We start from the raw sequence: 13,845 nt of genomic DNA on the forward strand, positions 1-13,845 counted from the left end.
GAAGCCAGATCAATGCTGTGTCCCTGGTATTGCTTATTTCAACGGTCTTAGTGCCATCAACAGCCAGTGGATCAATGATATTGACAGTGGGTTTTAAAAGCGGCTTGTTAAACGCAAGCAGTATCCTGCCATCGCTTTCAATTTTGCGCTCGGAAACTGAGAATATTTTTGGGACCGCTTTGAATACTTCAAGGCGAATATTCTCAGTGTTCTTATTTAGGAGTATCGGTTTGTCCAGAAAGCCAATTTCTTCATTCTGACCGTTGTAGATACGGTCACCGCCGCCCTGCTCATTTAAAGCGTAAATGCGGTAGGTGTCTTCGCGCAGGTTTTTTAAACTAAAGTTTCCGGCAGTATCGGTTGTTGTAAAGAAGCTGGCCCTTTTTTTACCAAATAGAGAATCCTGGCTTGTCGGAAGAATAAAAACGGTTATATCCTTTAACGTTTCCTTCGTCAAAGAGCTGGTGACATTACCGCTTAGAGAGAGGGAATCAATTTGATTTCCTGTAGCAAAGACGTACGTGTAGTTCGTGAGTACGTTACTTTCATTTACGTCTGTGATAGCTTTACCAAAATTTATTGTATATGTGGTGTTAGCTTCGAGCGGCTGAGAGAATTTGATGCCCAGGTTTTGCTTTTTAGCCTTAAACTCCGGAAGTACATCGATTGCCGGTGAGATGCTTATCTCAGAAAATTCATTAGTTAGTTTTATGTATTCGTCAAACTGGATCTGGATCTCTTCGACTGCAAAGTTCCGGGTCAGATTTTTTGGGGTTTCTTTTATGACTTTTGGAGGAATGGTATCCCGCGGCCCGCCGGTCGGTGATTGCACACTTGCACAAGACGAGAATATACAAAACACCAGGCCTATAAGTAAATAATTTCCGAAAAAAACCCGCTTTGAAAAATTTGCCATTTATAAGCCTCTGGTCGAAATGTGTATTGTTTTGGACGGTTATGTATCTCTAATGTAAGAAAATCTTGCTTAAGTCTTTATTTTAATCCGCTACTATATCATCATAACAGATTGATTTATAGATATTTATAAGTTATCTTCCCATGTGTACCATTAAAACAGAAATATCCGAAGGAGAAACGCCTGAGATCCGTGATGCTTGTCCCAAAGTCCTCGGTTTTATTTTCATGAGCTTTTCACGGGCTTCTTTTGAGAGTGACACGAGACCCTGATAATTAAATTCAGTGTTAATTAGGTGGTCCTCCATCCTCTTCATTTTTTCAACTATCTCTAGTTCCTTTTCGAAGTAGCTTTCGTATTTGACTTTTATCTCGGCCTGCTCAATAGTTTCAAGGTTGAAATTATTGAGCAGCTGATCGAATGCCGGGTCTGACGTCCTGATATTTTCAAACGTTATTTGCGGGCGTGTTATAAGCTGGAACATCTTTACACTTTGGGATATGGCCGGGGTTCCGGCATTTTCCAAAGCAGAGTTAACGTTGTCCGGATTTATGGAAGTCGATTTAAGGTAGGAGACAATAGCGTCAGCATTTTTGACCTTCTCTTGAACCTTGGCAAGTCTTGCATCGGAAACGAGGCCAAGGGCGTGACCTATAGGACTTAGACGGATATCGGCGTTATCCTGCCTCAAAAGCAGGCGATGCTCAGCCCGTGAGGTAAACATACGGTAAGGTTCTTCAGTACCTTTGGTAACTAAGTCGTCAATTAGGACACCGATGTAGGATTCTGCTCTTTTAAGAATTAGCTCGTCTTTTTGATTTATCTTTTGATGAGCATTGATACCAGCAATAAAGCCCTGGCAGGCGGCTTCCTCATATCCTGTAGTACCATTAATTTGGCCAGCGAAATATAGATGGTTTATTTTCTTGGTTTCCAGGCTTAAATTCAACTGGGTTGGTGGGAAGAAGTCGTATTCAATTGCATAACCCGGCCTGAACATTTTGGCCCTTTCAAATCCCGGGATTTTTGTAAGAGCCCTATACTGCACATCTTCAGGCAGAGAAGTCGAAAAGCCATTTACATATATCTCAACGGTGTTCCAGCCTTCTGGTTCTACAAAGATCTGATGACGATCGCGTTCTGCGAACCTATTTATTTTATCTTCTATAGATGGGCAATATCTGGGGCCTAAGCCTTTTATACGACCGGTGAACATAGGAGACTGCTCAAAGCCTTCCTTTAACGTTTCATGTACATCAGAGTTTGTGTAGGTAATCCAGCAACATCTTTGATCTTTTGGAAGGTCCACGTCTGTATACGAAAAGCGACCGCGGACGTCATCTCCCCATTGTTCCTCCATTTTGGTGTAGTCCAAAGAACGTCCATCAACCCGCGGCGGTGTTCCGGTCTTCATTCTGCCGGCTTCAAAGCCTATCTCAACGAGTTGCTCAGTTAGACCTGTTGCTGCTTTTTCCGCTGTCCTACCCCCGCCAAACCGCTTTTCGCCTATGTGTATCTGACCATTTAGGAAAGTACCGTTTGTTAACACAACAGCCTTACACTCTATTTCAATTCCTAATGATGTTCGAACACCGGTTATTTTATCACCTTTGGTTAATAGTCCTACAACAGTATCTTGCCAGAAGTCCACGTTTGGCGTTTGCTCAAGCATTAAGCGCCACTCTTCTGCAAACCTCATTCTATCTATCTGAGCTCTCGGACTCCACATAGCAGGGCCTTTTGAACTATTTAGCATTCTAAACTGCAAAGTTGTCCTGTCGGAGATTATTCCCGAGTATCCTCCCAGTGCATCTACTTCACGGACTATCTGGCCTTTTGCCACGCCGCCCATAGCAGGATTACAACTCATTTGAGCTATTGTACCCATGTTCATGGTGATGAGCAGAACTTTCGAACCAAGATTAGCAGCAGCAGCAGCGGCTTCACAACCGGCATGTCCCGCACCAACAACTATTATATCGTATTTATTAAACATGGTATATGTTCCACGTGGAACAACTGTACAAAATTATATATTAATTATTCAATGTTTCACGTGGAACACGTTTCAACAAAGAGCTGAAAGCGGCGATAACCCATACGCTTTCGAGTATTACAAAGGGATAAAATTTGATTAAATAGGATGAATATCCACAAAGTCCGGCACCAACAATATTTAACATGATATACCACTTGCTTTCGGTAGCGAGCAGATGTCTCAGGTTTAAAAGAAAAGCTATTAATAATAAAGTTACTCCTATGGAGCCAAGTATGTCGGATGTTGTCATGATTTCCTTTCAATCTGTTAACTCAAGCCAGCGCAGGGTTTTTTCATCTATCTCCTCTTTTTTTGCCTGGATCGAAAGAGCTATCTCAGAGAGCTCTTCATGATCCGTAATTCCAGAGTTAATTCGTTCGGTTAACGTTATAATTTCAGCTTCAAGTATCTTAATGTTGTTTTCAGCGTCCTTAAGCTCTTTCTCTTCTTTAAAAGAAAGCTTTTTCTTCGGCACCATATCGTGTACCGGCTTAGCCGATTTCTCGTTCGCAGGTTTTACAGGTTTTTTTACTTCGTCCTGCTCCAGGCGATAATCAGTGTAATTTCCGGAATAAATCGTGACTTTGCCATCTCCTTCAAAAATGAATAGCTGATCTGTTAAACGATCAATAAGATATCTATCGTGTGATACAAGCATTAAAATTCCCCGGAAATTGATCAGGAACTCTTCCAGAACGTTTAGCGTATCGATATCCAGATCATTGGTAGGCTCATCCAGAATCATGTAATTCGGGTTTTTCATCAGAACCCTCATCAGCTGAAGCCTTTTCTTTTCCCCTCCACTTAGCTTATTTACCAGCCCATACTGTTTTGCCGGCGGAAATAAGAAATGCGTAAGGACCTGACTGGCAGTTAAATTTTTGCCATCAGCCATTGTTATATACTCAGCAACATTTTTAACAACATCTATTACACGTTCGTCGCCTTTAAATTCAAGCCCGCCCTGGGTGTAATATCCAAATGCTGTGGTTTCCCCAACCATGACGGTTCCGTCGTCCGGCTTAATCTTTCCTGTTATGATATTGAGGAGCGTAGACTTGCCAGTCCCATTTTTCCCGGCTACTCCTATTCTATCACCTTTTTTGAAGGTATAGGAGAAGTTTTCGATTACGGCATGCCCGTTAAACGATTTACTAATATTATCAAGTTCCAGGATCTTATTACCCTGGCGTGCCACATTGACGCTCAGTTCCAAATTTGTTTTGATCTGTCGGCCTTTAGTTTTATCCTCAAGATCGTAAAAAGACTCTATCCTGGATTTGGATTTCGTTGTTCTGGCCTTAGGCTGACGGCGCATCCACTCCAGTTCTTTCTTCAATAAATTAACGTTTTTACTAAAGGAGGCATCCTCTGCAGCATTTTGTTCCGCTTTTCTCTCTAGGTAATAGCTGTAATTACCATTGAAGTTCTGCAGCTTTCCCCTGTCAAGCTCTATTATTCTCGTGGATACATTGTCAAGGAAATACCTGTCGTGTGTCACCAGCATTACACTTTTCTGACCTGTAGTCATATAATTCTCGAGCCACTCTATTGTTTCTATATCCAGATGATTGGTCGGCTCATCAAGCAAGTATATATCTGGATCGTCAATTAGAAGCTTTGCAAGTGCTAAACGCTTCCTCTGCCCTCCAGACAAAGTGGATATTTTTTGCTCCAAACGCTGGATCCCCAGGCGTCCAAGGATAGTCTTGATTTCATATTCGTATTCCCAGGCATTCTCGGAACTTAACTCGTCCATCAGTCTGTGGAGCAACTTATCATCGGTAACCAATTGATTTACAGCCTCTTCGTATTGCCTGATTAGTTGCTGACGAGAGTTCCCTATGGAATATATAAAATCGCTTATGGTTTCCTGATCATTAAATTGCGGGTCCTGTTCCAGATATCCTATCCTCAGATCCCGCTCGGTAACAACTTTTCCAAGACCTGGTGCAAGCATCCCGGAAAGTATTTTTAAGAAAGTGGATTTTCCGGTACCATTAATCCCGACAAGTGCAACCCGCTCGCCCTTATTTATACCATAATAGAGGTCGGTAAATAACCAGTTGTCATTAAAAGAATGCCCTAATTGTTCAGTAGATAAAATACTCAAAATTCTTATTTTTATTAAACCTTCTCTCCATGGAAGTGACAAGAAGTCCGCTTTCAACAAACATAACGTACGGAATTCAGGAAAATTTCCATTAATTAATCCGCAAAGGTACACATTACATTTTTGGAATAAATATTGTCTGTTTAAACATGTAATTAAACTATCAAGATGAAGAAGATTATTCATAAGGCTAATGACCGTGGCATCCAGGATCATGGCTGGTTAAAAGCAGCTCACTCATTTAGCTTCGCTCAATATCAGGATCCTTCAAAGATGCACTTTGGGCTTTTGCGGGTTCTAAATGATGATATAGTCGACCCGGGAATGGGTTTTGGTACCCATGGTCACGACAATATGGAAATCGTAACTATTCCCTTACAGGGCTCTTTAGCACATAAAGATAGCCTTGGGTCAATTGGTAATATTAGTGCCGGTGAAGTACAGATTATGTCAGCAGGAAGCGGCATACAACATTCTGAGTTTAATGCCTCTTCTACCGAACAAGTTAATTTGCTGCAAATATGGGTGTTTCCTAAAATTCGGAACATAACACCAAGATACGACCAGCAGAGGTATGATCTGGAAAGTAAGAAGAACGCATTTGTGACTATAGTTTCGTTTGAAGAGCAGCAAGCCGTGATGTGGATCAACCAGGATGCAGTTTTTAGCCTTGGATCGTTCGAACCAGGCAAACAAGCCACCTATGACCTTAAGTATCCAGGAAATGGAGCTTATATATTTATGATAGAAGGCAAAGCTGAGATTGACGGAAGTACTCTAAAGAAGAGAGATGCCGTTGGAGTGTATGACACTGAGAAATTCAGCATTTCGGTCACAGAAAACTCAACGATCCTGATCATTGAAGTTCCAATGGAATAACGTCAGACAGCACGGTTAGCGAGGTAGTAATTTTCCTTCTTGGTCATTACTGCCTTAGCTTCCTTTCCTTTATCCGGATAACCTAACAGATGAAGTGTACCATGAATCATCACCCGGTGCAGTTCATCTTGCCGGGAAACTTTAAAACTGATTGCATTTTCATTTACCCGATCTACGCTAATGAAGATATCACCAGCAATAAGTTTATCGTCCTCGCTGTTGTCGAAAGTAATTATATCGGTAAAGGTGTCATGTTTCAGATACTCCTGATTAATTCCGAGCAGATAGTTATCACTGCAAAAGATAAAATTAAGCTCTCTTAGCCTGTAACCTTCAGCTTTAATGCAGCTCTCCACCCATTTGCGCAAGAGAATCTTCCGTTTTAAATTAAATGAAATGTCTTCGATGAAAAAATTAATGGGGAGTTGGGGCATTAAATCTTAAAATGTAATTCAAGTTCATTCCCCCTGGAATTGAAAATGCATTGGTCAGCAAGACGCTTTATAATAAATACACCACGTCCAGTTAGGTTTTCAAGGTTTTCCGGTGATGTAGGATCAGGAATGTTGTTGAAATCAAACCCATCTCCCTCGTCAGATATAGTGAATATTAATCTTTTATCTTCAATAACTTCAAGATTAATATAGACTTTCTTATCGGGGTTTTCCTTATTTCCGTGTATTATAGCGTTAACAGCTGCCTCACTAAGGCAGGTGAGTACGTTGGCGTATATTTCATCACTAAATCTGTACTTCTCGCTGATTGTGTCAATGAAGTTTTCAACCGTAGTAATACTATCAATTTTTGATGGTAATTGGAGTGTATACAATGCTGTGTTATCGGAAAATTCTGTCTGATTAATCATTTATAAACCCGAATTTAAGTATTTAAAATAATCACCGACCTTAATTTTATAAAAAGAATTTAGAGAAGGCGGTACGGTCTTAAGCAAATCGGTCTCTTTTTGCTTAATTTTCTGATATTCCTGAAGGATAATTTTATAGTCTGGGGCCGGTGTCACACCTTCCTTACTTTCCCTTTTCTCATCCTGCTCGCGTTCGCGCTCAGCTTTATCTGCCTCGAGCAATTTACTCAGTATCTCTTGCTGTCTGTTCAACGTTTCCTGTTGAATTTTTTTGTTTACGAGATCGGTTTCAGTTTGTTCCATCTCTTTCATCAATTGATCGAGATTGCCTAAACCGCTTTTGCCATCTTTATTTTCCATTCTGTTAATTTCCTGCATAGCCTGGCGGATCATTTGCTGTTCCCGTGCCATGCGAGCCAGCTGCTCGCTCATTCCCTGCCCTTGTCCCTGCCCGGGCTGTTGTCCTTGTTTGCCGGGCTGCTGTCCGGGTTTTTGCCCGGCTTGCTTTTGCATCTCATCACGAGCTTTCTGCATATTTTTGTTTAGCTGCTCCTGCATCTTACTCAATTGGGAAAGGCTTTGTTTCTTTTTGCCTTTACTTCCCGGTTTCCCATTTTGCTGAGCCTGCTGCAATTGATCCAATGCTTCATTAAGCATTAATGCCAGATTGTTGATTGACGTCATCGCAAACTGTTGATTACGGTTAGCCTCCGCGGTTCGGCGCTCACCTAAACTTTCTATAGCCTTTCCTACGTTGAAGTTGATAGCCTGTATTTCTTTATTTACCACTGACTGGATTTGCGGTACCTTTTTACTTAGAGCATAAAGACTATCCTCGATCATTTTCAGATTGTCCTTAATATCCCTCTGTTTTTGCGTTTGCAATACATAAGAAGGATCACTGGTGTTAATCCCACGTACCGCTTGCATGGTCTTTTCCTGATCAAACGAGCTGGTGACTAAGTTATCCAGAATCTCCCTAAGGGCTTTTGTATTAACCTCATTTTCCTCTTCTTCGCTTTCCTGCTGCATGGCTTCGAGCTTCTTTGAAAGCTGCTGCATTTGCTCCGCGGCCTCTTTTTGGTTTTGAGAGGCTTTTTTCTCGTCTTTTTTCTCCAGATTATCCGAGCTCTTCTGCTGCTCCTGGTCTATTTTTTCCTCTTCTTTTTCAGGATTATCAAACTCGTTTTTTTGATCGAGCTCTTCGTTCTTCTTTTCAAGCTCTTTCAAGTCTTCTTTGAGATCCTTGAAATCCTCTTTAAACTCTTTTTGCTCCTCTTTTAGTTTCTCGTTTTCAGACTTTTTATCCAGAGACTTTTCGCTAAGCTTTTCCTGCTTTTTCGAAAGCTCCTTCAACTTTTCAATTGATTCAGTAAGCTTCTGATCAAATTCAAGCTGTTTGTACAGCTCCAGGATCCGGTCAAGTTCCTTTTGCAGTGATTTATTATCAAGCTGCATTTTTGAAAGTTCCTCTTGCGTCAAAGCTTTATTGTTTTTCTCAAGCAGCTTTTCTATGTTTTTCAAGATCTCCCTGGTCTTTTCGTCCAGAACATTGTTGAACAGATCTTCGATTTGCTTTTGTTTTTCACGGATCTTGTCGTTCTGCTCTTTGTTTTCATTTTGCTCAAAGAGATTTTGCTTGTTTTCTTTTTGGATCTCTTTTACAAGTTCTTCAAGCTCCTTTTGTTTTTGAAGAAGCGCCTCCACTTGTTTCTTCTCTTCGTAGGTCAGGCTCTTTTTGTTGAGCAGGTCCTGATTTAGGCGTTTCGCTTCTTTCTCTACCTGGGAAGATTTACGAATAGCCTGCTCCATTTTTTCTTTGATCTGCTCCGAGCTTGCTTCAAGTTTCTTTTCTATCTCGCGTTCGGAGGCTACTTTAAATGTTCTGATAGCCGAGCGGCTCACTTTGGCCCCGTTAACACCGTCGTTATCATATATTTCGAAATAATATTCTATCTGATCTCCGGGGTTTGCCTTTGCTTCATTAACATTCCAAATATGGAAGAAGTTACTTTGCAGCGAATTTCTATCAAAGCTAACTGTCTTCACCTCAGGTTTTACCGGCCCAGTTACTCCTCCCGCTTGCAGAACCTTGTAGTTAAAATTCAATTTAGAAAACCCATGATCATCATTGACCTGCCCAACGAAATATAGAATTTTTGCATTAACAGAGTCTGGGCGTTCAGTAACATCTATCATCGGCATTAGATCCGGGATAACACGTAACTGGTAAGAAACAGAGTCCGAAGTCATAACCTCGTTGCTAATCGGGCGGATGTTATAGGTTAAATTCTTCATAGCGCGGTATGAAAAATTAAAGAGCCCTTTTTCAGCAGCCTGGATCCTGAACCTTTGCTTATCCATCTTAACGTCCAAATGATCGCTGCTTCGTGCGTTGAATTTCCAGTTTATCCGGGTTCCCTCCGGAACACTCAGATCTCCGGAATTTTGCAGCCGCTCATTGGTCTTATTGAGATAATCAGGATATTCCAGGAACACGTCGAAATTCAAAAGTGTTGGGCGTTCCTTCACTTTTAAGATATAATCTTCAGAACTAAACTCTCCACCGCTTAGGCGAATGGTTTTTGTTTTCTGCAGGTTTTTGAATGTATAATTAAAGCGAACTATGCTTTCTTTATCGAGTTTGAATGTGTTAGCGCCGTCTTCCAAATAAATCTCGGCCGGAATTTCATTACCGGTAAGCTTTACTTTCAGCGTGTAATCGTCACCCTGGATTGCAGACAGATTTTCATTAACCAGCTCAAAGCTAAAAGGCGCTTTTTTAATAAATCGTTTATTATAATGCAGCAGCCGGTCGGTACTTTCACTAAGAATCGAAGGTGCGGCGAAAAACACAATTACAATTGCTGCCATTGGCACCAGTGCATACTTAATATACTTCCTGTTATCTTCAATATGTACGGCAGAGCTAAACGGCACGGGGCGCAGTTCGGCAATTTTTTGATCTATGCTGGCATCAATCAGGGCCCGTTGCTGAGGGCTGACATCCGAAAGCTTCTTCAATTGTAACGTATTCAGCAATTTATCCTTCACAGGATGAAAATGATCGCCGATGATGTCGGAAGCCTGTTCATGACTTATAGTTTTTCCGAGCCTGAAATAGGACAGGAGGGGAATTACTATATAGGTTGTAAATATCGTAAGGTTACCCAGAATGAACGTATAGAAAAGAAACGTCCTCACAAGAGGGTCAAAACGCCCGTAATATTCGGCAACAGTAACTATTATAAAAGCAGCAAAAAGAGAGGTCGCCATAAAAATGGTGCCTTTAACAACTCTGTTCAGATAATATTTGCGGATAAATCCGTCAATCTTCTGAATAAGATAGGCATAATTATCTGCAGACTTGCTCATGATTAGTATTCAGGTAAATTTGTCGTATATCAAATTAACGAAAAATACCTATACAGCGTATGTAAAAATATAAAGCAGTTAGATGTTATCTGGATATTAACTTACTTTTCGCTATTTTTTCTTTAAAAGCACAACATTTGCAACCTTTCGCTCACCGGCGTGATCCCATTTCTTGTTATCGGTGGGGTAATTCACAACACCATTCCCTTCGTAACCATTGATCCATAGTGCTGTAGAGCCTCCTCCGTCAAGGTTTATTGCATCATCAGCCTTTAACCACCTGGTTAATTTTGCGAGCTCAAACAAGCTCATTCCTGCAGAGTTTTCATTCCTACCATCAACCGTTATTAATAACACCCTGTTATTTTTAGTCACGACTACAGCCGTTCTTGGATGCCTGGTCTTATTGAAAATATTGGAGTCAAGCTTTTCATCCTTTTGATCCATGATCAGCAAAGGACCGGTAACCATGACATCTTCTCCATCGAGAGACTTTTCCCAGGAAGCATTCCCGTTAAATTTTGCAATAGATAATTTCCCGTCATTAAAAACGAGTGCGGAGCTTTGGTGACCAGACCGTTCTCCATTTTTACCCAGGCGATTTTCATTTATCACCACGTCATCAGATTTAATAAAGTCGACAGATCCGCCGTTAGCAATATCAAAAAAAGTTCCGTTCAATGCAGCCAGCGAGTTAGTGTTCTTACCAAAGTCACTTGTGGTAATAAGTTTCTTAGCATCGTAACCCAGATCAAGTATCAGCTTTCTCTTGGGTTTTATTTCAAGGATGCTTACGTTCTGATTTGATCCGAATAAATTTTTATTAAACCAATGGGTTTTTAGGGTAACGCCGGAGGTGATCTTTTTCTTTTTCCAATCTGCCTTAACGACGTTAATAGAATCTGTTTTTGAAAAAACAGGGCTTAGGCAGCCCGTAATAAGCAGTGTGATGATGAATGATCTCATTATATCGGATTTATAGAGCGAAGTTATGGTTTGGCCTCAAATAAAAAAGCCCTGCCCGGGGTTAAAAAGGCAGGACTTTTAAGCGATAAAATTATTTTTTCGGATCCAGCGCATCTGCAATTCGCACAAGCGCATCATCCATGTGTGATTTAATAACAGTGTTGCTGAACTTTGGCTGAGACGCCCTGATCTGAGCTGCCAGAGCTTTCAACTCATATCTTGCCATCGGACGAATATCAGATTGAGAGGCATCCATTTGAGGAACTGCCTGACCACCAAATTGCGTTAGAGGAGCAGGCTCATTTTCATTAAGCAAATAAGACATCCGCTCGATATAAGCTCTCTGAAGATTTCTTCTGTAGGTATCGATATTTCCGCCAGTCTTTAATTCAGACCAAATGCCATTTCTTAAGTCTGCAAACAGCTCATCCATGCTGTAAGCTTCGGCACCGTTTTTCACTGAATTATCAATAACGCGGTTAAGTCTGGAGAAATCCAATATGCCGTTTAAAACACCAACCTGAGTTCTTCTTAGCCTTTCAACGATACCGGCATTATCAAATTTACTGAGAAGAGCCCGATCAAGCATCCAAACTGGTGTTGCAAACGCTTGTTCGTTGATAAATCTAACCGCACTCTTTTGCTTGGCTTGCGGTACGTGAGTATAAACAGCGCCCTTTTGTTCGTAGGTTTTATCGTCCTCGTATATTCCACCGATATTGGAACGCACGTGTCCCATGTAGCGGTTCCATTGAGCTAAGACTTCACCATAAAGCTCCTGCAGGTTATTATATGGCTGACCTTCCTCATATGTCCATTTCTCAATGTTGGGGATAATCCTCTTAAGATTCGCTATTCCATATGTTGACGCTTTAACCGCATCATCACCAAGATCTTCTGACTGTGCTCTGGGATCGATCGGATTACCGGTTTGCTGGCCATAGAAATAAGCAGGGTTACCAGCTTTTTCGATAGTCCATTTGTTTAAGGTCTTAGCTTCTTGTTCAGGAGTTTGATTGTCAAACCAGGCATAACCCCATTTGATCGCCCACTTGTCATAGTCGCCTATTCCCGGATATAATATCACGCCTTCATCGCCCGGCTGGGCGATATAGTTAAAACGAGCATAATCCATAATTGACGGAGCCGTTCCGCCCATTCTTTTAGTAAATGTTATGGAGCGCAGTGAATCAACTGGATATGCTACACTCGATCCGAAATTGTGCGGCAAGCCAAGAGTGTGACCAACTTCGTGCGAAGACACAAAACGAATCAACTGGCCCATGATCTCATCTTTAAACCTTGGAGTACGCGCGTCAGGGTTAATGGCTGCAGTCTGCACAAAGAACCAGTTTCTAACCAGGTTCATAACGTTATGATACCAGCCGATATCGGATTCCATTATTTCTCCTGAACGCGGATCCGAAATGTGCGGACCGTATGCGTTTGCAATATTTGAAGCAAAATATCTTATAACAGAATACCGTGCATCTTCCGGAGACCAGTCAGGATCGTTTGCTGGCGGTTCTATTGCAGTAATTGCATTTTTAAAACCAGCAGCTTCGAATGCAACATTCCAATCTTTAACACCCGCAATTAGATAAGGTCTCCATTTTTGTGGTGTTGCCGGATCGATGTAATAAACGATCTGTTTTTTGGGCTCCACAAGCTCGCCGCGTTTGTATGCTGCCGGATCCTTCGGCTCCAGTTTCCAGCGATGAATGTATCTTGTAACCTGAGCTTTTTGAGCATCCAGACCATAATCTGTCTGGCTCTGTCCAAAAAATCCAACCCTGTCATCAGCCAAACGAGCTTTGAAAGGAACTTTTGGAAGCAAAAGCATTGAGTTATGGATCTCTACTGTCATTGAACCAATCGATTTATCGCCGGGAGGGTCAGTAGCACGGTAGGTTTTTAAAGACCTTACTTCAATATTTATTGGGAACGACTTTATGGTATCCACATAAGTGCGGGTCTCATCCATTGTTGTGATCTTGTAGAGCGTACGCAAGCTTTGAGGAAGCCCAAGTGATTGAACATCTTTAGTATAAAGATCTGTAACATCTATAACAACAGAACTTGAATCAGCATTTATAGCTTTAATATCAAACGATGAGAGCACAGCGTCAAGGTTTGAGTTTTTCACAGCTTCAAACATGTCTGTTCCCTTTCCAGCCACATTTCTGTAGGAAGGAATACGAATAAACACCTGTTTGTCGCGCCTTTGCCACTTCCAAACTTGTTCGTTTAATTCTTCACCCCCGTAGGTTCCATCAACGGTTGGTGTTTTTGCATAGCGCGTAACCACAAGCATTTCACGTTCAAAAAGAGAATCGGGAATCTCAAAAAAGTATTTGCTGTCCAGACGGTGTACCTTGAACAGGCCCTTATCGGTTTTGGCCTTGTCGGTTATGACTTCTTTGTAAGGCCTTATACCTGTTTTGGGCGCAGCAGATGCTGGCGCAGGAGTTGAAGTTGTGGCGGGTTCAGGTGCGGGATTTGTCGGCCTTCGATTTTGCGCCAGCAAATCATTGGTGCTTAAATTTACCAATAATGCCGCAAACAGCGCATACCGGATATAGGTTAAATCTTTTGTCATAAATTTATAAGGGGTTAGCTAAAATGCAATCTACAAATGTATTATTTGCGGGTAATAAGGACTGTAATTGGCAAGTAATTTATTTGCGATATAA

10 protein-coding genes are annotated in these 13,845 nt (G+C 41.4%); 1 reads left to right on the top strand and 9 read right to left on the bottom strand.

The genetic code is table 11. From position 1 onward, the window contains the following. From WKF69_RS02885 to WKF69_RS02900, 4 genes are all read right to left on the bottom strand, one after another. On the bottom strand, nt 1–916 hold a 916-nt coding region (locus WKF69_RS02885; RefSeq protein WP_340379403.1), incomplete at its 3' end, for an Ig-like domain-containing domain. Nucleotides 917–1,049: 133 nt separating this feature from the next. Further along, nucleotides 1,050–2,912, bottom strand: a complete 1,863-nt coding sequence (gene mnmG / locus WKF69_RS02890) for a tRNA uridine-5-carboxymethylaminomethyl(34) synthesis enzyme MnmG (protein WP_340379404.1) — start codon at nt 2,910–2,912, stop codon at nt 1,050–1,052. 40 nt (nt 2,913–2,952) lie between these two features. Beyond that, the gene (locus WKF69_RS02895; RefSeq protein ID WP_340379405.1) at nt 2,953–3,204 is read right to left on the bottom strand and encodes a hypothetical protein; all 252 of its coding nucleotides are present in this window, start codon (nt 3,202–3,204) and stop codon (nt 2,953–2,955) included. Between the two features lie 9 nt (nt 3,205–3,213). After that, nucleotides 3,214–5,067 carry an ABC-F family ATP-binding cassette domain-containing protein gene (locus tag WKF69_RS02900; protein WP_340379406.1) on the bottom strand — a complete coding sequence of 618 codons (1,854 nt, stop codon included), beginning with the start codon at nt 5,065–5,067 and terminating at the stop codon, nt 3,214–3,216. 168 nt (nt 5,068–5,235) lie between these two features. Here WKF69_RS02900 and WKF69_RS02905 point away from each other — a divergent pair, with 168 nt between their 5' ends. Next, entirely contained in the window at nt 5,236–5,946 is a 711-nt protein-coding gene (locus WKF69_RS02905) for a pirin family protein (RefSeq protein ID WP_340379407.1), read from the top strand. 2 nt (nt 5,947–5,948) lie between these two features. Here WKF69_RS02905 and ybeY read toward each other — a convergent pair whose 3' ends face one another. The 5 genes from ybeY to WKF69_RS02930 all read right to left on the bottom strand — a co-directional run bounded on the left by ybeY (nt 5,949) and on the right by WKF69_RS02930 (nt 13,751). After that, entirely contained in the window at nt 5,949–6,380 is a 432-nt protein-coding gene (gene ybeY / locus WKF69_RS02910) for an rRNA maturation RNase YbeY (RefSeq protein ID WP_340379408.1), read from the bottom strand. Continuing rightward, nucleotides 6,380–6,811 (bottom strand): ATP-binding protein, encoded by a 432-nt coding sequence (locus WKF69_RS02915; RefSeq protein ID WP_340379409.1) that lies wholly within the window; start codon nt 6,809–6,811, stop codon nt 6,380–6,382. Before WKF69_RS02915 ends, ybeY begins: the two co-directional genes overlap by 1 nt. Continuing rightward, nucleotides 6,812–10,186 (bottom strand): hypothetical protein, encoded by a 3,375-nt coding sequence (locus WKF69_RS02920; protein WP_340379410.1) that lies wholly within the window; start codon nt 10,184–10,186, stop codon nt 6,812–6,814. Between the two features lie 111 nt (nt 10,187–10,297). After that, nucleotides 10,298–11,152, bottom strand: coding sequence for a phosphodiester glycosidase family protein (locus WKF69_RS02925; RefSeq protein WP_340379411.1), 855 nt, complete (start codon nt 11,150–11,152; stop codon nt 10,298–10,300). 91 nt (nt 11,153–11,243) lie between these two features. Beyond that, on the bottom strand, nt 11,244–13,751 hold the full coding sequence (locus WKF69_RS02930; RefSeq protein ID WP_340379412.1) for a zinc-dependent metalloprotease: 2,508 nt from the start codon (nt 13,749–13,751) through the stop codon (nt 11,244–11,246). Between the last annotated feature and the right edge of the window lie 94 nt (nt 13,752–13,845).

It is taken from the genome of Daejeonella sp., assembly GCF_037719425.1.
Classification (GTDB): domain Bacteria; phylum Bacteroidota; class Bacteroidia; order Sphingobacteriales; family Sphingobacteriaceae; genus Daejeonella.

What these genes read in the sequence shown, in the direction of transcription:
- mnmG (WP_340379404.1), bottom strand. Translation starts at nt 2,912, where the DNA reads ATGTTTAATAAATACGATATAATAGTTGTTGGTGCGGGACATGCCGGT.
- WKF69_RS02895 (WP_340379405.1), bottom strand. Translation starts at nt 3,204, where the DNA reads ATGACAACATCCGACATACTTGGCTCCATAGGAGTAACTTTATTATTA.
- WKF69_RS02905 (WP_340379407.1), top strand. Translation starts at nt 5,236, where the DNA reads ATGAAGAAGATTATTCATAAGGCTAATGACCGTGGCATCCAGGATCAT.
- ybeY (WP_340379408.1), bottom strand. Translation starts at nt 6,380, where the DNA reads ATGCCCCAACTCCCCATTAATTTTTTCATCGAAGACATTTCATTTAAT.
- WKF69_RS02915 (WP_340379409.1), bottom strand. Translation starts at nt 6,811, where the DNA reads ATGATTAATCAGACAGAATTTTCCGATAACACAGCATTGTATACACTC.
- WKF69_RS02920 (WP_340379410.1), bottom strand. Translation starts at nt 10,186, where the DNA reads ATGAGCAAGTCTGCAGATAATTATGCCTATCTTATTCAGAAGATTGAC.
- WKF69_RS02925 (WP_340379411.1), bottom strand. Translation starts at nt 11,152, where the DNA reads ATGAGATCATTCATCATCACACTGCTTATTACGGGCTGCCTAAGCCCT.
- WKF69_RS02930 (WP_340379412.1), bottom strand. Translation starts at nt 13,751, where the DNA reads ATGACAAAAGATTTAACCTATATCCGGTATGCGCTGTTTGCGGCATTA.